The following is a 20,288-nucleotide window of genomic DNA, read 5'->3' as shown; positions in this document are numbered from 1 at the left end:
ACGGTGTATTAAGCTTGGTAAGCTTCTTTTATAAAGTCCTCGTAGGTAAGCTCTTTAGGCTTAGCTTTAACGTTGTCCTTAAAGTATTGGAGCATTTTTTCGTTCTGTAATTGCTCACTCATACGTTTCACCTCTTCTTGATTGCTCATTACTCGTGCAACGATTTGCTCAACTTCTTCATCAGTAGCGTCTGTATGACCAAATTGTGCCATTTGCATTTTTATCTGTGTTCCGGCATATTCTTTTAAGTCTTCAAACTTTAATTGAAGATCTTCATTTTTTTGCAGGATAGCACTCTCAATGAGTTGATAACGTAATCCTTTTTCAGATTTGTTATATTCTTCTTCAGCTTCCTCAGCCGTTAAAGTGTTTTCTCCATTGTTTGCAATCCATCTTTTAAGAAAATCTGCTGGAAGATCAAATTTTGTTTTTTCAATAAGTTCTTCAGTAACATCTGTCAAAAACTTTTGATCAGTTTGTTGAGAAAATTGTTTCTTAGCGTCTTCTCTTAAACGTTCTCTTAGCTCATCTTCACTTGTGATGATTCCTTCACCAAACAATTTATCAAAGAACTCTTGGTTAAGCTCTGCTTTTTCTCTGGTGTTAACTTCAGTTACTTCAAATGTAACAGGTACATTTAATTCATCTTTCTTTTCAAAATCAATTTTAAGGTGATGAGCTAAATCACTGTTGTCCTCAAAAAGATTTTTGGTTTTTAATTCGATTGAATCTCCAACTTTAGACCCAACAAACTTTTTAAGGTTTGTTTTTCCTTTAATTTTTGATATTGGGAAAGTTGCGTCAGTGTTGATTTCTTCCTCATCATTTCTAAAAACACCAGTAACTTCGTCACCTTCAGCAACCTCATCTTTAGAAACTAACTTTCCGTATTGTTCTCTAATACGATCTATTTGATCGTTGATGGTTTTGTCGTCTGTTTTTATTTCATAAGCCGTGATTCCCTTAATTTTTGAAGGTTCTACTTCAAATTCTGGAGCAAGGCCTATTTCAAAGTCAAATGTAAAGTTATCACCATTCCAGTCTATATCAGCTTGTTCTTTAGGTAATGGATTTCCTAAAAGATTAAGTTTTTCTTCAGTGATATATTCGTTTAGTTTTTGCTGGATCAGTTTATTTACCTCATCAACCAATACAGGAACTCTGTACTTCTTGTTTATTAATGATGCAGGAACTTTACCTTTTCTAAATCCTGGAATAGAAGCAGTCTTACGATAATCCTTTAGGATTTTTTCTACCTGCTCTTGATAATCACTCTTCTCTATCTCTAGAGTAAGCACCGCATTAAGTGCGTCTACGTCAGTACGTTTTAAATTCATTTAAAGACTTTTAAGTGCTGTTAAAATTGGGGTGCAAAATTAGTCTTTATTTAGTTGTAAAACAAAGTCTTTATACCTTTGAATTTCAATTACTTTGAAACTTTAATAAAACTTAAAGAATTTGAGAGATTAATCCTCGTCTCTATCAAGTAGTTTAAATAATAATGAACGCCCTATTGCAAGCAACAATGAAAAAATAATTGCCCACCAAAGTCCATCAACATTAAAACCTCCTACTAACCAATCAGCGAGTAAAATGATAACAGCATTTATTATTAGCAGAAATAAACCTAAAGTTACTATGGTAATTGGAAAGGTTAATATTTGGAGAATTGGTTTTACTGTAAAGTTCAATAAAGATAAAACTACTGCTACAAGAATAGCACTCCACCATCCAGTGGTGCTTGCTCCTGGTAAAATTTTGGATAAAAGGATTACTAACGCAGCTGTTATTAATAGTTTAAGTAAAAATTTCATAAATATTAATTTTAATAAAAATAAAAAAACCTGCTTGATTTAATCAAGCAGGTTTCTTATTTATTATAATCTATTTCTAGTTAACGTTATCACTAGCCGTAACAGACGGATAGTTACCTATGTCAACAGTAGGAATAGTTGAACCATATTGTTCATTGATTGCTTGAATAATGGTGTTTGCTGTGTAAGCATAACCTCTTGCAGTTGGGTGTACGGCATCTAGAGAGAATGCTCCACCACTAGCATAGGTGCTTGATAGTAAACCACCATTAAAAGCTACACCACCATTTGCAACATCAGCAAGAACTGCTCTTGCGTCTACATAAGCTAAGCCATTTGCTTGTGCTAATGCTTCAATTGTAGCATTGTAAGAAGCCTGTGCAGTGCTTATTCTTTGTTGTTCATTTTCAGTTAAAACAAGGTTGTCACCAGCTGGTACACCTACACCTATTACTGAAGCTGGGTTGCTAGGATCTGCAAGTGTTCCTAGTACTGAAGAAGCTGTAAAAACAACTAAATCATTAGGGGTTGCTTGTCTCAATTTTGGTAAAAATTGTCCCGGTTGTGTAGGATCCGGCAAATCAGTCAAATCTTCATCTAGTATTACGATAGCATTTTGACCTTGAGCAAAACTTATAGTTCTTGCAGTAGCCTCTTCTTGAGAAAGAAGTGGCGTTTGTGCATATGCAGCCATAGCACCATTGTACTGTGCATAGTTTTGATTAACAAATGCTGCTGTTTGCGCATCTAGTGGAATCGCGTTATAAGGTACAGTTGTAAAAAATGGAATTGAAGTTACATCTGGGATGTTTACTAGTGCTCCTTGAGCTCCATTTGCGGTTAGACCTTGAACAAGTTGTTGGTACACACCTGCAAATACATTATTGTTAGTAATATCGTTTCCTCCATATGTTGATGGGTCAATGTTACCTGTTTCATTGTGATCTTCTCCATCACCACCATTAGTAGCGTATCCTAAAATATCGTTGTTTCCTATCCAAAGAACAAAGAAAGAACCATCAGCAGCAATAGCATCACCGATTACAGTTGAACTTTCTGAGCTAGAAAAACGTGCATAGTATGGATTTGCTGTTCCAGCAGGAACTCCAGCAAGACTTCCATATCCAGGAGCACCTAAATGATAACTCTTTGCACCAGGTACACCAAAGTTGTTTAATGGTCCTGTTACCTTATTTGCAATGTCGGTTGTAGGAGTTCCTGCTAATGGAGCAGGACCTACTGGAGTTCCCATGTTTGAGGTAAGAACAAAACGGTTGTTCGTGATCTGTGTTCCGTTTAAAAGTAGTCCTCCTAAGTTGTCGTTTACTAATGGCTGATTAAATTCATTACCACCTACAAATTGCATTTGTCCTGCAAGAATATTAGGGTAAGAATACGTTTGACCATCTAAATAAAGAGCGCCATCTGCAAAACCTGCAGTTAACGAGTTACCTACGGTTACTAATTTAGAAAAATCTGCATCGCCAGCGGTATAAACACCACCTTCTTCAATTGCATTGTCTAATTCTGGCTCACAAGCTGTAAGTGCTAGTGCAGCTGCAGCGAGTAGAGATATATTTTTGATATTAATTCTTTTCATCATTTAATGTTTTACATGTTATAAGTGATACCTATACCTGGGATGATTGCTTGTGACTTATAAGTTCCGGCAAATGGCGCATTAACTGGAACTCCTGGATCTGAATAAAAGTCATAAGACTCATTAATTTCCTTAAATCTTAAGTAAAGAAGCGATGCATCTATAGCAAACTTAGAAGATACTTGGTAAGTAAAACCAAATGTATATCCTTGGGAATCGTTACGTGGAGTTTCTGGTGCAAAATATCCAGACTGTACTGGTGACTCATCATAGTACCATCCTGCTCTTACTACAAACTTGTCTGTTGCAGTATACTGTGCTCCTAATCTGTATGTGCTAGAATCTTTGTAGTTTCTAGGGTTTATACTTGAAGAACCATCTGCAAACTCTATGTCTAGGTTCTCGTACTCACTCCAGAATGCACGATTATAATCAAAAGCAAACAACCATTTGTCGTTTAATTTATAAGACAAACCTACTGTTGCTTCAGCTGGTAACGGTAGTGTAGCTGTAAAGCCTTGTGTACCGTTTGAAGGAACAAGTGTGCTATTAGGGAAGTTGCTGAAGGTTGCTGTACCTTCTGTACTCTCAATATTAATTAAACTACGGTAGTTAAAACCTAAAGAGAAATTATCGGTAGGAGTGAATAATAAACCTGCAGTCCAACCCCAACCGGTAACACCCGAATCCTCAATGGATACGTTAGATCTTGTACCTTCTTCATCAACTAGTGATCTAGATGCATTTCTATTAAATTCTACACCACCTATAGCTAGGATAGGTCCACCACCTATACTTACACTGTCAAATAATTGGTATGATAAGGTAGGTTGAATAAAAATTGCCTGTAATTCAATCTCATTGACTAAGTGCGATCCAGACCAATCAGTAGGCCAGGTAACGTTACTACCGTATGGAGTGTAAACTCCTATTCCGGCAGAAAATTTATCGGTTACTTTGTAAGTTGCATACAAGTAAATAGGTGTTCCTGTTGGACTATCTGTATCAGCAAATGTTCCAAATTCTGCATTTTGATAAGCTACGTCACTAAATACGCCAAAGCCACCTGCACTTACACTTAATTTACTTTCTAAATGAACTAATCCAGCTGGGTTGAAGAACAGAATATCTGCACTGTTAACTACAGCTACACCAGTATGTCCCATTGCGAGCTGCTTGTTACTTTGTGTACTTACTCGGTATCCACCGGCGTATGCCATTGCTGAAACCAAACCTAGTACAAGAAAAAGTTTTAATTTGTTCATAGTCAAATGTTTGAGAAAAAATCTAATTTGTTAATGAGTCAAATTTAATATTAAATTAATGTTACGCAAGCGTTTTCGTTATTATTATGCTTGCATAATGTAATTTATTTTACGAATTCGTTAACAAATTGGTAGAAAAGTTGAGGTTGTTCTGCATGTAGCCAGTGTCCAGTGTTTGGGATTGTTTTTAATTCCGCTTTCGCGAAAGCGTGATCAATAAGCATTTTATCGGTATCTAATATGTACCCTGAATTGCCTCCTCTAATAAATAAGGTTGGAATTTGTACAGCAATGTCGGTGGATTCGTGAATTCCGATCATGGATTGGCTATTGCCTAAAACTTCTAAATTGAAACGCCATCCATAGGTATCCTTATTCACACGATACAAACTTTTCAATAAAAATTGACGTGTGCCAAAATCTGTAATACGTTGAGATAATACTTGATCGGCTTCTTTACGGCTAGAGATTTTGGAGAAATCTACGCTTTGTAAGGCATTGATAATGTCACTATGATGTGGAGCATAGGTTTTTGGAGCAATATCGGCAATGATAAGTTTTTCTATAAGTTCTGGAAAAAGTTGAGCAGCTTTCATAGCGACCTTACCACCCATGCTATGTCCCAACAAATAAATGTTGTTCAATCTATGGTGATCACAATAATCTTTTAAATCTTGCGCCATTAATTCATAGGAAAATTCTTCACTATGAAAACTGCGTCCATGATTGCGCTGGTCTAGAATGTGTACTTGGAATCCATCCTCATTCCACTGACGGCCTAATGTTTTCCAATTATCTGCCATCCCTAAGAACCCGTGTAAAATCACGAAAGGTTGTCCTGTTTCTCCTAATTGTAAGCTGTGTAATATCATTATGCTAATCGTGACTTATACATATTGACAACATTTTCTAGGCCCAGATAAATACTTTCAGAAATTAAGGCATGTCCTATTGAAACCTCGATTAAATTTGGAACATTTTCTTTAAAATATTTAATGTTCTCAAGAGAGAGGTCGTGACCTGCATTAATGCCTAGACCAAGTTCATGGGCTTTTAAGGCTGCATCTCTATAGGGCTGTACTCCTTTTTCTGGATTACCTTTTGAAAATTGTACAGCGTATTCTTCGGTGTACAATTCTATTCTATCTACTCCCGTTTTTGCGGCACCTTCTATCATTTCAATCACAGGATCTACAAAAATACTAGTTCTTATACCTTGATTTTTAAAGTGTTTAACAATTTCAGATAAATAGGAGTGGTGTTTAATGGTGTTCCAACCAGCGTTTGAGGTAATTGCATCTGGTGCATCGGGAACTAACGTAACCTGGTGTGGTTGCACTTCGTCTACTAATTGAACAAAACTATCAATAGGATTTCCCTCGATGTTTAATTCAGTAGTTACAATTTTTTTTAAGTCTCGAGCATCTTGATACCTTATATGACGTTCATCTGGTCTCGGGTGAATCGTAATACCTTGTCCACCAAAACGCTCAATGTCTTGAGCTACTTTTATAAGATTAGGGACGTTTCCTCCACGAGCATTACGTAATGTCGCTATTTTATTAACGTTTACACTTAAAACAGTCATAGAAATAATTTTAAGTCAAAAGTACAAAGGATTCACACGAGCTTAACCCTTAGAAACTCTAATTAATTGTTATTTTGCATAAAAAAATAAGCAGCAATGAATCTTCAACAACTTGTTATAAATGATGTTTCTCCTATCTCAATGACGGATAGTGTTAAGGGAGTTCAGCATATTTTCTCACAACTAACTTACTCTCACATACCTGTTATGGATGAAAATGGAGTTTATGTGGGATGTTTGTCTGAAAACGATGCATTGTGTTTTGAAAAACATCAAACAGTTGAAGAAATAAAGTATTCTCTAGATGCTTTTCATGTAACGGTAGAGACTCATTGGCTTGATGTGTTAGAGGCTATTGCACAACATCAATGTAATATTATGCCCGTGCTCAACGAGAAAAAACAATATATAGGTTACTACGAGCTTAAGGATGTCATGGAGATTTTTAATGATGCTCCTTTTATGTATGAAGCTGGTGCTGTGATTGTGGTTGAAAAAGGAAAAAGTGATTATAGTTTTAGTGAGATTTCACAAATTGTAGAAACAAACGATTCCAAAATACAAGGTATGTTTGTAAGTGGCTATCGTGATCATTTTACAGAGATTACCTTGAAAGTGAGTCCGCAGAACTTAAACGCTATTCTTCAAACATTTAGAAGATACAGTTATGAAATAAAATCGGCCGCAGAGGAAGATACCTACTTAGATGCTCTTAAAGAGCGTTCTGATTATTTAGACAAATACTTGAATATCTAACAATGATTAATAAGGTAGCTATATACGGGCAGTATTTACATGCCGATACAATTGCAATTTATAAGCAGCTTATTAATTTGCTAGATCAATCTGGGATTTCTTTTTCTGTCGAAAATCAATTTAAGCAATTGCTTCAAGAGCATGGAGTGGTAGAGCAATCACATGGCTTTACATCGCTTGATGACTCCTATGATTTGTTATTAAGTATAGGTGGTGATGGAACAATTTTAAGAGCGGTAGTGTACATAGGAGGCTTAGATATACCAGTGATCGGTATTAATTCTGGTAGACTGGGTTTTCTAGCAACGGTACAAAAAGACTCACTAGAGCAGGCTATAGAACGTTTAGTAAATGGTGAATATACATTGTCCAAGCGCTCCTTGCTTACTGCTACCCCAATGGGTCACGATGATTTAAATCCAAACTTTGCACTTAATGAAGTTACAGTAAGTCGATACAATACGACTAGTATGATCCAAATAGAAACTCATCTAAACAATGAATTATTGACTAGCTATTGGGCCGATGGATTAATAATTTCTACACCTACTGGCTCAACGGGTTATAGTTTAAGTTGTGGTGGACCTGTTATCTCACCAAGTACTGGTGCGCTGGTTCTCACGCCAATTGCTCCACACAATCTAAACGCAAGACCATTAGTAATTCCAGATACTACCGAAATAAAAATCAAAGTGATAGGTAGAGAAGAGTCCTTCTTAACTTCATTGGATAATCGTATTTCTAGTTTCCCTAATGAGACCGAGGTTATTGTCAAAAAAGCTAGCTTCACGATTGATCTCGTTTCATTTAAAGATCAAAGCTTTATAAAAACAATTAGACACAAGCTACTTTGGGGCGAGGACAAGCGCAATTAATTCATAGAACTTCCGTTAAATTCACTGTTAACCTTCATTAGCAGTAAATAAGCCTTGTAGGCATGTAGAATTGTTATATTTGCACGTTTTATGATTAAAATGAGATTCATTTTCACGACACTTTTTTTACTTGTTTTCGCTTTCGCGAAAGCGCAAACCTATGAGCTAGGAGTCATGTTTGGTGGTGCCAGTGTTATAGGAGATGTCGGTAGTACACAATACATCGATCCTAGTGATGGAGCCTTTGGTTTAATCGCCAAATGGAACCGAAGTGATAGACACAGTTTTAGAGCTAGTTTTCTATATACTAACATGATAGGAGATGACAATGATAGTGATGATATTTCTAGAGATTTAAGAGGACTTAATTATAATTACAATTTAATTGAGGCAAGTATAGGTCTGGAATATACCTTTTGGGAATGGGACTTATACTCAGGTAAATGGCAATGGACACCGTATTTGTACACTGGGTTAACAGCCTTTCAATACGATTTGTTTGCCCTAGAAAATGGTGAGTTGGAAAAGTATGGTAGCACTATTGATGCTGCTATTCCAATCATTTTTGGTGCAAAAATGACTTTGACCAGAAATTTGATTTTGGCTGCCGAAATAGGCGCTAGATATACTTTTACGGATAACCTGGATGGAAGTAATCCGGTACGTAGTAAAGATTTTGATGAATTAAGATTTGGAAATGTGAATAACAACGACTGGTATGTCTTTTCAGGTATAACGCTTACGTATACCTTTGGGCGACAACCGTGTTATTGTAATTTTTAATGTTGTATGAGTAAAAATCTACTGGACCATTCAAATATACCACAGCACATTGCAGTCATAATGGACGGTAATGGACGCTGGGCAAAAAAACAAGGCCTCATGCGAGTGAGAGGTCACGAAAAAGGAGCCAAAGCTGTGCGTCAAACGGTAGAAACCTGTGCAGAATTAGGTGTGAAAAATCTTACTCTGTACGCTTTTAGTACTGAAAATTGGAAACGTCCTAAATTAGAAGTAGATGCGCTCATGAAACTTTTAGTTTCTAGTCTTAAAAAGGAGCTTAAAACACTTCAAAAAAATAACATCTCTCTTAAAGCTGTTGGCGCTTTGGAATTGTTACCCAGTAGTGCTCAAAAAGAACTTAAAGAAGTAATAGAGGCTACAACAGAAAACTCACATATGAATTTAACTCTGGCCTTGTCGTATGGCTCTCGTGAAGAGTTGATCAATGTGATTAAAAAAGTTGCGGGCAAGGTGAAGGATGGTGAACTAGAGATAGATCAAATTAATACAGATGTGATTAACAATCATTTGTATACCAGTTTTATGCCAGATGTTGATCTACTTATAAGAACGAGTGGTGAACAGCGTATAAGCAATTTCTTACTTTGGCAAATTGCATATGCCGAATTGTACTTCACCGAGGTGCTATGGCCAGACTTTAGAAAAGAGCATCTTGTAGATGCAATACTTAATTATCAAGACCGAGAAAGAAGATTCGGTAAAACCAGTGAACAATTATAATAGAATGAATTTTAAAATAGCACAAAAGCTCTTTCTAGCTATTGCCTTATTATCAAGTGCCTTTTCATTTGCACAAAAGGTAGATATTCCGATTGGAGACGCTACCAAATACGTAGTAGGAGAAATAAATGTAGTAGGAAGTCAAAGTTATAATGAGAACACTGTAATTGCTTTTACAGGATTACGTAAAGGTGAAGAAATATACGTTCCTGGAGAAAAATTAAGTGGAGTAGTAAAAAAAATGTGGGATCTTAAGTTGTTTAGTGATATCCGTATTTATGCTACCGAAATCATAGGTAATCCTAATGATGATATCATCGATACGATTAATCTAGAAATTAATATTACTGAAGTCCCTAATCTAAATGAAGTTCGTGTAACAGGATTGCGTAAAGGTCAAATAGAAGACTTGCGTACTGAACTTAAACTACAAAAAGGTAAAAAGGCGACAGAAAACTTTGTTACCAATACTCGTAATTATATAGAGAATAAATACAAAGAGAAAGGTTTTTTAAATGCCGACGCTAAAATAAAACTTAGAGAAAATAAAGATACTACAGTACAAGGTGCAAACCTTGTTAATATGAGTATTGATATTGATAAAGGGAATAAAGTAAAAATTGCTCAAATCAATTTTGAAGGTAATGAACTTATTACTGATAAGAAGCTTAGAGCAGCCATGAAAAACACTAAAAAGAAAAACATTTTTAGAGTTTTTAAAAGATCTAAATATGTAGAGTCTGGTTTTCAAGAAGACTTAGAGTCTGTTGTAGATAAATACAAGGAAAACGGTTTTAGAGATGCACGTGTCGTTTCAGATAGCTTATACGTTATAGATGATAAAACCATCGGTCTTAATATCAAGGTTGAAGAAGGGAATAAGTATTACTTTGGTGATATTGAATTTGTAGGTAACACAGTTTATACCGATGCACAATTACAACGAATCTTAAAAGTTGAAAAAGGTGACGTTTACAATGGAGTTGCCTTTGATGAACGTATTAGTAATCCGCAAGATCCAGATTCTGATGATATTTCAAATTTGTATCAAAATAACGGTTATTTATTCTCGTCAGTTAACGCAGTTGAAACTAGAGTAGCTAATGATACAATAGACTTTGAAATTAGAATCGTAGAAGGTAAAGAAGCTTATTTCAATAACATCTCGGTTTCAGGAAATGTTAGAACAAATGATCATGTTCTTTATCGTGCGCTGCAAACTAATCCTGGTGAGAAATACAGCAGACAAAAAATTATCAATTCCATTCGAGAATTAGGAGCTCTGGGTTATATAGATGCACAAAATATTAATCCACAATTAAATAATGTAGATCAACAAGAAGGAACCGTTGATGTAAATTTTGATATTAAGGAAGCAGGAGCAAGTCAAATCGAGCTACAAGGTGGTTACGGCGGTGGTGGTTTTGTTGGAACTTTAGGATTGCGTTTCAATAACTTTAGTCTACGTAATATTTTTAAGAAAGATGCTTATCAACCAGTGCCTATGGGTGATGGTCAAACATTAGCAATACGAGCACAAGCAAGTACCATCTTTAGAACCTACAGTCTTAATTTTACCGAACCATGGTTAGGTGGTAAAAAGCCAGTGTCCTTCAATGTTTCATTTTCTCACAGTGAGCAGTTTAGGGTAAATCAACAAAATTTTAGAGAAGTAGATCGCAACCAGAGGTTTTTAATTACCGGTGGTACAGTAGGTCTTGCAAAAAGACTTGAGTGGCCAGATCCATATTTTCAAATTTCACATGCAGTGTCATTCCAGCATTATAACTTGAAGAATTTCCAAAGTAATTTATTTAATTTCCCTAATGGTTTTTCTAACAACCTTTCCTATACAATTGGTTTAAGTCGTAACAATGTAGGTGTAAACCCTATTTATCCTACCTACGGAAGTTCATTTTCTATCACGGGTAAATTTACACTGCCTTATTCATTATGGAATGGTGTAGATTATGCTAATCTTGAAGATGATCCTAGATATCAGACAAATGGACAAGCCGATCTTAGAAAAATTGATCAAGAGCGATTTAAATTCCTAGAATACTATAAGGTTAAATTTAAGGGAACTTGGTATACTCAATTAGCCAAAAAACTGGTGCTTCAAACAAATACTGAATTTGGTTTCCTAGGAGCCTATAATCAGGATCGTGGATTGGTGCCATTTGAGAGATTCTTTGTCGGTGGTGATGGTTTAGGAGCCTTTTCTTTAGATGGTCGTGACATTATTAGAATGCGTGGTTATGATAACAGTTCCTTAACCACAAATTCAGATGGTGATACCGTTTACAATAAATACTCACTAGAATTGCGTTATCCAATTTCACTGGAGCAAGCTGCATCGATTTATGTCTTAACATTTGCTGAGGCTGCTGGATCATACAGTAGGTTCAATGATTACAATCCATTTGAAGTACAACGATCTGCTGGTGCAGGATTGCGTATATTTATGCCAGCCTTTGGTTTATTAGGAGTTGATTTTGGATATGGATTTGATAAAGTTCCTACACTTCCAAGCAATGAACCTAGTGGTTGGAACGTTCACTTTATAATTGGGCAACAATTCTAATTGTGGCACGGTTATTTCATAAAAGTAGAAGATCATGAAAATTAAGTTTTTAGTAGTCGTATTTGTTGGTTTAAGTTTCGCTTTCGCGAAAGCGCAAAGAGCAGGAGCTCGTGTTGCTTATGTGAATATGGAGTATATTCTAGAAAGCGTTCCAGAGTACCAAGAAGCCTCACGACAACTAGATACTAAAATGCAAAAATGGAAGCGAGAAATCGATGCCATGCAACGAGAGATCAATCAAATGAAAGAATCTCTTGAAAATGAAAAGGTCTTACTTACAAAAGAATTAATCGAGGAGAAGGAAGAAGATATTAGATTAAAAGAGCAAGATCTAGCAGACTATCAAAACAAGCGTTTTAATGCTGAAAATGGTGATTTCATTCTTCAAAAACAACAGTTGATTCAACCAGTTCAAGATCAAGTGTTCAATGAGGTACAGAAGATAGGTTTGTCCAAAAAGTATGATTATATAATTGATAGTTCAGACACACCTTTACTTTTTAGTGCAGAGCGTCACGACATAAGCGACCTAGTACTAAAAGCAATTGGTAGAACAGGTAAAAAGAAAGAGCGTGAAAAAAAGGCTAAGGAACTAGAAAAACGTAGAGAAGAGCCTTATTTAAATGTTCAAGAAGCCGAGGAAATTGAAGAGAGAGAAGAGGCTAAGGAAAAGCTAATAGAGCAGAAGGAAATGGAACGAGCTGAACGGTTAAGAGAAAGAGATTCTATTAAAGCTGCCAAAGCAGCTGCCTTTCAAAAACGTAGAGATTCCCTACTGGCATTACGTAAACAAAAACGTGACAGTGTTATGGCAGCGCGAGCAGCAGCACGAGAAAAACGTCAAGAAGAGCTTAGAAAAAAGAGAGAAGAAGCACAAAAGAAAAAGGAAGGCGGTGAGTAAGCAGCAACTTATTATATTTGCAGCCGCTTCAATAAAAATTCATCAATAAATTAAAGCAATAGAAATGAAACAATTGAAAACTATAATAGCCATTGCAGCTTTTATATTTAGTGTAGGTCTACAAGCGCAAGATAGTAGAGTGTGTCACGTAGCATCACAGGACATCGTAGAGTCTATGCCAGAAGCAAAACAGGCAGAAAAAACACTACGTAACCTAGAGAAAACTTATTTAGCACGTTTAGACGAGATGGATAAGGAGCTTAAAACAAAGTACCAAAATGCTCAGCAAGCTGCCCCTAGCCGCAGTAAAGAAGAAAATGAGCGTGTATTGCAAGAACTTGCAGAAGGTCAAAAGAAATTAGAGGAATATTATTCTCAGTCTCAACAAGCTATCGGTCAGAAGCGAGTTGATATCCTTAAGCCTTTACTTGAAAAAGTAAGAAATGCTATTCAAAAAGTAGCTAGAGAAAAGAATTTTCAGTACGTACTAGATTCAACTACAGGTACTGGTTTAATCCTAGCAGATGGTTATGACATCACTGCTGATGTTAAAAAGGAATTAGGAATACAATAGTATATCTAACGACATAAAAAAAGAGCCGCTTTTAATAGCGGCTCTTTTTTTATGTCTTTAATTCAAAGTATTCTAGTCTAATAAGATACCTTCTTGGTCCATTAGAGGAATATCTTTAAAATTAGATTCACTTATTGAATTAGGGTTTGCAATAAAAGTTTTGTCATATAAAGTGTCTCCTTTGAAATAACTAACAATGAATTCGTTTTCAAAAGGAAACACCTCTTCCATCATGAGCTCTATTTTCTCATAACTACGTGCTTTAATTACCTTAAATGCATGTCGCATTGTGCTGGTTTTACGTCCGTCTTTATGTTTTCCTCTGGTCATTATCATACAGGTCTCTAGAGGTTCTCTTGTATTATTGATAATGTAACTGTTCCAGTCATTGGATGAAAAATCATCGTTCCATTCTTTGACTATGGCAACATATACATCTTTAACCACTGGTATTATTATATCCTTTTTCATAATTCTATATTATGCTCTTTTAATCTTGATTCGATCAATGAAATGAGGTCTTTGGTCTCCTTGCATTCTGATAGTTCTAGACTAGATGCTAGTACCTCGATCTCTTGTCTTTGGTTTGTAGTTAATATTATTGGATAGCTGTATTTAGGTAGCCACTTGGATTTATAGTTTTTTTCAAACTCGTCCTTGTGCAAAAACTCAAAAGATAGATTTGAAAGTTTATCTACGCTTTCGCGAAAGCGTAACCATTCTTCTTTCTCTTTAAAAATACCATAGGTAAGATTACAAAGAGCACAATTATAGGTTTTGGGGCTCAATATCTTATGAGCACTATCCAAGACTGCGTTTATTGCGCCAGAATTTGCATTATACACAAATATGACGCGTGAAACTGACATTACAATGAATTACTAAATTGTTTTAAGAAACGTACATCATTTTCAAAAAACATGCGTATGTCACCTATTTGATACAACAACATCGCTATTCTCTCAATACCCATTCCAAAAGCAAAACCGCTGTATTCATTAGGGTCTATGCCGCAATTCTGTAGAACTGCTGGATCTACCATTCCACAGCCCATAATTTCCAACCATCCGGTACCTTTTGTTATTCTATAATCAGTTTCAGTTTCAAGACCCCAGTAAATATCAACTTCGGCACTAGGTTCTGTAAACGGGAAGTAAGATGGTCTTAAACGTATTTCTGATTTACCAAACATCTCTTTAGTGAAGTAAAGTAAGGTTTGTTTTAAGTCTGCAAAACTCACGTTTTTATCTATGTATAATCCTTCAACTTGATGAAAAATACAGTGAGCTCTTGCACTTATGGCCTCGTTTCTAAAAACTCTACCTGGTGAAATAGTACGTATAGGTGGTTGATTATTTTCCATATAACGCACTTGCACACTTGATGTATGTGTGCGCAGTAATACGTCGGGATCAGTTTGAATAAAAAAGGTGTCTTGCATGTCACGAGCTGGGTGATGTGCAGGAAGATTAAGGGCAGTAAAATTGTGCCAGTCATCTTCAATTTCTGGACCTTCGCTCACATTAAAACCTATTCTGGAGAATACATCAATAATTTGATTTTTCACCACATTTATTGGATGACGTGCTCCTACTGGGATAGGGTAACCGCTACGGGTAAGATCACCGTAAATTCCAGCTTCTTCTTGTTTATCTTCTAACGATGCTTTTAATTGAGCTACCTTATCAGTGGCTTTTTGTTTCAATTCATTAATGGCCTGACCAAAATCTTTTTTCTGATCATTAGGTACTTCTTTGAACTTTGTAAAAAGTTCTTTGAGAATTCCCTTACTACCTAAATACTCTATTCTAAAAGCTTCAATTGCTTCCTTGGATTGAGCTTCAAAATTTTGGACTTTATTAATGTGTTCTTTTACTTGATCAAGCATCCTTATTCAAATTGGGTTGCAAATTTACTTCTTTTTAATGAGCTGTTATAGTTCAGTATTACATTAAATGATTCAAAAAATGATTGAAATAAGTCAAATTTTTAAGTGGTATATTTCTAAAAATGAATGATTCACGAGATTTTGATGTCAATTCTTAATAACTAGTGTACAAAAGACCTTGATTCTTTAGGATTAAATTTTATGTTTGTATTATGCAATTAGTAGCTTACATATCTGATTTACTATATAGACATGATTGTGTAGTGGTGCCTGAATTTGGTGCTTTTTTAACTCGTCGAGTATCTGCACAATATTTTGAATCTAGCAACAGTTTTTATCCACCCAAAAAAGGGATTTCCTTCAATAGTCAAATCCTTCAAAATGATGGATTACTTATTAATTATGTTTCTAGCGTTGAGAAAGTTCCTTATGCTGATGCACAACAACTGGTTCGTAATGAGGTTAGAAGATTAGATTTAGAACTAGAAAATAGTAAATCGATAACGTTACCTAAGATTGGTAGAATAGCGCTTAATGAAGAAGGTGTTAAGGTATTTACACCGATGTATTTAGTGAATTACTTGCCAGAAGCATTTGGTCTATCATCACAAGAATTATATCAAGTAGATCGTGCTGTAATCGATCAAGAGAATGACAGTAAAGCTGTTGAAGTACCTGTTATCGCTATTAACGAGGTGAAAAAAGCTGAAGCTCAAAACGAAGGTTCTAATAATTCTCAATGGTGGAAATACGCCGCGGTAGGTGCTTTACTTCTAGGATTAAGTTATGTAGGTTACAATCAATATGAAGTAACTTCCATAAAAAATCAGGATTTAGTACAGCAAATGGCTGAACAAAAACTAGATAAACAAATTGAACAAGCTAGTTTCTTAATAACAGATCCCATTCCTCAAGTAGCAGTTAAAGTCGCACAACCTAAAAAGAATTACCATATTGTTGCTGGTGCATTTAGAGATCCTAAAAATGCTGATAAGCGAGTAGTTCAATTAAAAAATGCAGGTCACGACGCTAAAAGAATAGGAATAAATAAGTATGGACTGCACAATGTGGCATTTTCTAGTTTTCACGAGAAAAATGACGCCATTAATGAACTGTACCGTTTAAGAAAGCTAGGGTTTGATCAAGCATGGTTATTAACTGGTCAGTTAAATAACTAACAATTAAAGCTTACTATGAATTCCTATTTGCTTCACGGTGAACAAACTGATCGCCTGAGGTTACGCAAACTCGTTTATGAAGATTTTGATTCTTGGCTACCTCTTTTTGAGAAAGTTCGGGTAGCTCCTTATTTTGCAATGAGTGATGAATTAACTCCTTTTCAGCAATGTGAGAAATGGTTTGAAAAGTCGATGAGTCGTTACAAGGAAGAAAAAGGTGGCATGAATGTTCTTCTGGACAAAGAGTCTGGGAATTTTATAGGACAAGCAGGATTGCTTGTTCAGGAATTTGGAGGTAACACTCATCTAGAAATTGGGTATTCATTACTTCCTGATTATTGGGGCAAAGGATATGCTACTGAAATCGCTCGATTCTTAAAAAATGAGGCGTTTAGAGCAAAATGGGATCTAGATTTTGGAAACAGACTAATATCTGTAATTCATAACGATAATAAAAGTTCTATCAATGTTGCGTTGCGCAACGGTATGCAACCTGCAGAAATTTATCCTCAAAAAGGGCAAGAATCCTTCACTGTTTACGAGATTACTAGACAACGATATAGTAAACTTCCATAATTTTAATTCTTAGTTGTCTGTTTTATTTGCATTTAAGCTAATTTGTAAGACCTTTCACTCAAATTAATTTTTCATAAGAGCGACTTATACTAATTTGCTACCATGCGGTTTACTTATTTTATAATAGGAGTATTAGTCTTGCTGTTTATTTTCTTACTCTATTCATATAGGGTGCTCAAAAAAATAAAAACAGCTAGATATAAAGGAGTTATACTAGTTGACAAAAAGCCGCATTACAAGTGGATTCAACGTATTTTTATAGGAAAGACGATTTAAAATAATCCTATTACTATGGCTTAATATTTGCTATTTTTACTTTAATGAGATTATTCACCAGCAGTCTGCGAAATAGGATATTTATATCCATGATGTTACTTATGGTTATTACTAGTGTTCTAATTGCTGGTATGTCCATTTATCAATTCAAGGAACAGGCAAAAGATTATCACGAGAGCCGTCTAGAGCGCAAAGAGGCTTCAGTGCTTAAGAGTACCGCAAATGTTTTACGTAGAACTGATTTTGAAATCAAAACGGAAAATCTTCCATTCATTTTTAAAGAACGCATTCAAGAAATAAGTTCTGTTTTAGGAATGGAAATTAATATCTATGATCTGGACGGAAAGCTTTTAATAAGCTCTAGAGCCAATTTTTCTACAGATAGTATTAAAGAGACTATTCCTATAGCAACTATCAAAAATTTAAAAAATGCCGAAGGAAATAGGTATATAAGAAAATTTGAGGAAAACGGAGAAAAGTATCGTAGTAGCTATTCTTATTTGACAGATAATAAGTTTAAAAACATTGGGATTTTAAACTTACCGTATTTGGAAAACGATGATTTTATGAATTATGAACTCGAGGAGTTTCTTAAAAGACTCTCCTTAGTGTACATAATAATGTTTTTGATATCCTTAGTGTTAGGTTATTTTTTGTCTAATTACATTACTCAATCTATCAATAAAATAAGCAATCAACTTAAAATAATAAACATTGCCACCCGTAACAAAAAACTACCTATAGATTATAAAGGAAGTGAAGAGATTAACATGCTTGTAAATTCCTATAATAACATGGTAGATCAACTGGAAGAGAGTGCTGTAAAACTTGCTACCAGTGAACGTGAACAAGCCTGGCGCGAAATGGCAAAGCAAGTAGCTCATGAGATTAAAAATCCATTAACACCCATGAGGCTTACTGTGCAAAGCTTTGAAATGCGTTTTGATCCTAGTGATAGTAATGCCAAAGAGAAATTAAAAGAGTTTAGCGCTAGTTTAATAGAACAAATTGATGTCATGAGCAATATTGCTAGTGCATTTTCTACTTATGCGTCGATGCCAGCCCAAAAAAATGAAGAGATAGATGTCAATAGAGTCACCCAACTAGCACTGGATATATTCAATGAGAATTATATTGAATATACTCAAAATGAGAACTCTCTAAAAACCATATTTGACCGTACACAATTAATTAGGGTAGTGACTAATCTTGTGAAAAATGCAACCCAAGCTTTGTCAGGGCAGGAGAATCCTATTATCAAAGTAAGTGTGAATAGGCATGATGATAAAATAAAAATAATTGTTTGGGATAACGGTACAGGAGTAGCTCCAGAGAATGTAAACAAAATCTTTGAGCCCAAATTTACAACTAAGAATAGTGGTATGGGATTAGGTCTCGCTATGGTAAAGCAAATAGTAGAAAGTTATGACGGCTCAATAGAAATGGAGACAGAATATGGAAAGTGGACTCAGTTCACAGTGACCATGCCGTTGCATTCATAGTCAAAAACTCAATTACAATCATTCTTTATTATAGTATAAATAATGCGGTAGTTAATTAACCTATTATCTTTGTAAAAAAATAAATTATGTATCCAGCAGAATTAGTACAACCTATGCGTGATGATTTAGGTAACGCAGGTTTTGAACACTTATATACAGCTCAAGAAGTAAATGATGCGCTAGCAAAAGAAGGTACAACATTAGTTGTTGTAAACTCTGTTTGTGGTTGTGCCGCAGCTAATGCTAGACCAGGAGCAAAGTACTCGTTAGAAAACGATAAGAAGCCAGACAATTTAGTAACAGTTTTTGCAGGTGTTGATAGAGAAGCTGTGGACGCTGCACGTTCTCAAATGATTCCTTTTCCACCTAGTTCACCATCTATGGCATTGTTTAAGAATGGAGAATTGGTGCACATGTTAGAGCGTCATCATATAGAAGGTAGACCAGCAGAAATGATTGCCGAAAATCTAAAAGAAGCTTACAACGAGCACTGTTAATCAGTATTTAATACAACTTACTATGCGTGCATACCGATTGATGGTTTAATCATATCGTATGCACGCATTGAATTTTATATTTGCACATGCAAAAAATCATTTCTTATCCTTTGACGGTAATACACTTTTTGTTGTTCTTTCTGTCATTAGTTATTTTTCATCCTATTCAACTAATAGCGCACAGGATAGGTGGACATGATTTGCATCAAAAATCAGTTGCTACTCTCAATTGGTTTTTGATGATGACCCAACTGCCATTATTTAATACTTTTAGCGCAAAATTTGAACACGATTTACCCGTAGGACCCAGTTATATTTTTGTGTGTAATCATCAAAGTATGTTTGATATACCACCACTTATTTTTTACTTAAGAAAGTATTTTCCAAAATTTGTGGCAAAAATAGAGCTAGCTAAAGGGATTCCTAGCATATCCTTGAATCTGAGAATAGGTGAAAATTGCGCCATTGACCGCAAGGATCGCAGGCAGGCAATCACTGCCCTTACTAGATTTGCTAAAAACGCTCACGAGAAAAAAAGATCTGTAGTCATATTTGCTGAGGGAACTCGTTCAAGAACAGGAGTTCCTAAACCATTTCAAAAAAATGGATTACTCACTCTATTTAAATATATGCCCGATGCTATTGTAGTTCCAGTAAGCGTGAACAACAGTTGGAAAATTGATCGATATGGTAAATTTCCTTACGGTATAGGTAATCACATTTATTTTACCACACATCAACCCATACCTATAAAAGGTCAGGATCACGAGCAAGTTATACTACAAGCACAGCAAATTGTTCACAATAATATATCAAGTACAGCTGTTTAAATAGATATGAGCTATTTTTATAGCGCTTTCGCGAAAGCGTAATATCAATAATTTCCCCAA

The 20,288-nt window shown here is 35.4% G+C and carries 21 protein-coding genes; 12 read left to right on the top strand and 9 right to left on the bottom strand.

Annotation, left to right across the window (positions count from 1 at the left end; genetic code table 11):
- Nucleotides 1-8: 8 nt before the first annotated feature.
- The 6 genes from tig to HCN53_RS08285 all read right to left on the bottom strand — a co-directional run bounded on the left by tig (nt 9) and on the right by HCN53_RS08285 (nt 6,267).
- On the bottom strand, nt 9-1,337 hold the full coding sequence (tig, locus tag HCN53_RS08310) for a trigger factor (protein ID WP_167342666.1): 1,329 nt from the start codon (nt 1,335-1,337) through the stop codon (nt 9-11).
- Between the two features lie 129 nt (nt 1,338-1,466).
- Complete coding sequence (locus HCN53_RS08305) at nt 1,467-1,814, bottom strand: phage holin family protein (RefSeq protein WP_105017975.1); 348 nt, start codon at nt 1,812-1,814, stop codon at nt 1,467-1,469.
- A 76-nt stretch (nt 1,815-1,890) separates the two neighbouring features.
- Nucleotides 1,891-3,414, bottom strand: a complete 1,524-nt coding sequence (locus HCN53_RS08300) for a G-D-S-L family lipolytic protein (RefSeq protein WP_167342665.1) — start codon at nt 3,412-3,414, stop codon at nt 1,891-1,893.
- An 11-nt stretch (nt 3,415-3,425) separates the two neighbouring features.
- Nucleotides 3,426-4,679 carry an OmpP1/FadL family transporter gene (locus tag HCN53_RS08295; RefSeq protein ID WP_105017977.1) on the bottom strand — a complete coding sequence of 418 codons (1,254 nt, stop codon included), beginning with the start codon at nt 4,677-4,679 and terminating at the stop codon, nt 3,426-3,428.
- Between the two features lie 104 nt (nt 4,680-4,783).
- Nucleotides 4,784-5,548 (bottom strand): alpha/beta fold hydrolase, encoded by a 765-nt coding sequence (locus HCN53_RS08290; RefSeq protein WP_167343277.1) that lies wholly within the window; start codon nt 5,546-5,548, stop codon nt 4,784-4,786.
- Nucleotides 5,549-5,550: 2 nt separating this feature from the next.
- Nucleotides 5,551-6,267, bottom strand: a complete 717-nt coding sequence (locus HCN53_RS08285; RefSeq protein WP_167342664.1) for a pyridoxine 5'-phosphate synthase — start codon at nt 6,265-6,267, stop codon at nt 5,551-5,553.
- A 96-nt stretch (nt 6,268-6,363) separates the two neighbouring features.
- On the opposite strand from HCN53_RS08285, the gene HCN53_RS08280 reads away from it, so the two are divergent.
- The 7 genes from HCN53_RS08280 to HCN53_RS08250 all read left to right on the top strand — a co-directional run bounded on the left by HCN53_RS08280 (nt 6,364) and on the right by HCN53_RS08250 (nt 13,481).
- A complete protein-coding gene (locus HCN53_RS08280; protein WP_167342663.1) occupies nt 6,364-7,023 on the top strand; it encodes a CBS domain-containing protein in 660 nt (219 codons plus the stop codon).
- A gap of 2 nt (nt 7,024-7,025) precedes the next feature.
- The gene (locus HCN53_RS08275; RefSeq protein ID WP_042277139.1) at nt 7,026-7,898 is read left to right on the top strand and encodes an NAD kinase; all 873 of its coding nucleotides are present in this window, start codon (nt 7,026-7,028) and stop codon (nt 7,896-7,898) included.
- A gap of 99 nt (nt 7,899-7,997) precedes the next feature.
- The gene (locus HCN53_RS08270) at nt 7,998-8,681 is read left to right on the top strand and encodes a DUF6089 family protein (protein ID WP_105017980.1); all 684 of its coding nucleotides are present in this window, start codon (nt 7,998-8,000) and stop codon (nt 8,679-8,681) included.
- A 6-nt stretch (nt 8,682-8,687) separates the two neighbouring features.
- Nucleotides 8,688-9,422: an isoprenyl transferase gene (locus HCN53_RS08265; RefSeq protein WP_060523630.1), complete on the top strand. Its 735-nt coding sequence runs from the start codon at nt 8,688-8,690 to the stop codon at nt 9,420-9,422.
- Between the two features lie 4 nt (nt 9,423-9,426).
- Nucleotides 9,427-12,006: an outer membrane protein assembly factor gene (locus HCN53_RS08260; RefSeq protein ID WP_240919335.1), complete on the top strand. Its 2,580-nt coding sequence runs from the start codon at nt 9,427-9,429 to the stop codon at nt 12,004-12,006.
- 34 nt (nt 12,007-12,040) lie between these two features.
- A complete protein-coding gene (locus HCN53_RS08255; protein WP_060523631.1) occupies nt 12,041-12,907 on the top strand; it encodes an OmpH family outer membrane protein in 867 nt (288 codons plus the stop codon).
- Between the two features lie 64 nt (nt 12,908-12,971).
- Nucleotides 12,972-13,481 (top strand): OmpH family outer membrane protein, encoded by a 510-nt coding sequence (locus HCN53_RS08250; protein WP_042277147.1) that lies wholly within the window; start codon nt 12,972-12,974, stop codon nt 13,479-13,481.
- 72 nt (nt 13,482-13,553) lie between these two features.
- On the opposite strand, the gene HCN53_RS08245 is transcribed toward HCN53_RS08250, so the two are convergent.
- The 3 genes from HCN53_RS08245 to pheS are packed head-to-tail and all read right to left on the bottom strand — an operon-like array spanning nt 13,554 to nt 15,369.
- A complete protein-coding gene (locus tag HCN53_RS08245; protein WP_042277149.1) occupies nt 13,554-13,952 on the bottom strand; it encodes a hypothetical protein in 399 nt (132 codons plus the stop codon).
- A complete protein-coding gene (locus HCN53_RS08240) occupies nt 13,949-14,350 on the bottom strand; it encodes a GTPase (protein ID WP_167342662.1) in 402 nt (133 codons plus the stop codon). Before HCN53_RS08240 ends, HCN53_RS08245 begins: the two co-directional genes overlap by 4 nt.
- Complete coding sequence (gene pheS / locus HCN53_RS08235; protein WP_167342661.1) at nt 14,350-15,369, bottom strand: phenylalanine--tRNA ligase subunit alpha; 1,020 nt, start codon at nt 15,367-15,369, stop codon at nt 14,350-14,352. Before pheS ends, HCN53_RS08240 begins: the two co-directional genes overlap by 1 nt.
- Nucleotides 15,370-15,581: 212 nt before the next feature.
- On the opposite strand from pheS, the gene HCN53_RS08230 reads away from it, so the two are divergent.
- The 5 genes from HCN53_RS08230 (at nt 15,582) to HCN53_RS08210 (ending at nt 20,228) form a co-directional block, all read left to right on the top strand.
- Nucleotides 15,582-16,547 (top strand): SPOR domain-containing protein, encoded by a 966-nt coding sequence (locus HCN53_RS08230; protein WP_167342660.1) that lies wholly within the window; start codon nt 15,582-15,584, stop codon nt 16,545-16,547.
- Between the two features lie 15 nt (nt 16,548-16,562).
- The gene (locus HCN53_RS08225; protein ID WP_167342659.1) at nt 16,563-17,123 is read left to right on the top strand and encodes a GNAT family N-acetyltransferase; all 561 of its coding nucleotides are present in this window, start codon (nt 16,563-16,565) and stop codon (nt 17,121-17,123) included.
- A 320-nt stretch (nt 17,124-17,443) separates the two neighbouring features.
- Nucleotides 17,444-18,901: a sensor histidine kinase gene (locus HCN53_RS08220; protein WP_240919334.1), complete on the top strand. Its 1,458-nt coding sequence runs from the start codon at nt 17,444-17,446 to the stop codon at nt 18,899-18,901.
- An 86-nt stretch (nt 18,902-18,987) separates the two neighbouring features.
- Nucleotides 18,988-19,398, top strand: coding sequence for a BrxA/BrxB family bacilliredoxin (locus HCN53_RS08215; protein ID WP_042277158.1), 411 nt, complete (start codon nt 18,988-18,990; stop codon nt 19,396-19,398).
- A gap of 86 nt (nt 19,399-19,484) precedes the next feature.
- A complete protein-coding gene (locus HCN53_RS08210) occupies nt 19,485-20,228 on the top strand; it encodes a lysophospholipid acyltransferase family protein (protein WP_167342658.1) in 744 nt (247 codons plus the stop codon).
- The last annotated feature ends 60 nt before the right edge of the window (nt 20,229-20,288 follow it).

The sequence above is a fragment of the Nonlabens sp. SY33080 genome, from assembly GCF_011784885.1.
Lineage (GTDB): Bacteria > Bacteroidota > Bacteroidia > Flavobacteriales > Flavobacteriaceae > Nonlabens > Nonlabens tegetincola.
This window is presented reverse-complemented; position numbering and strand designations above follow the sequence as displayed.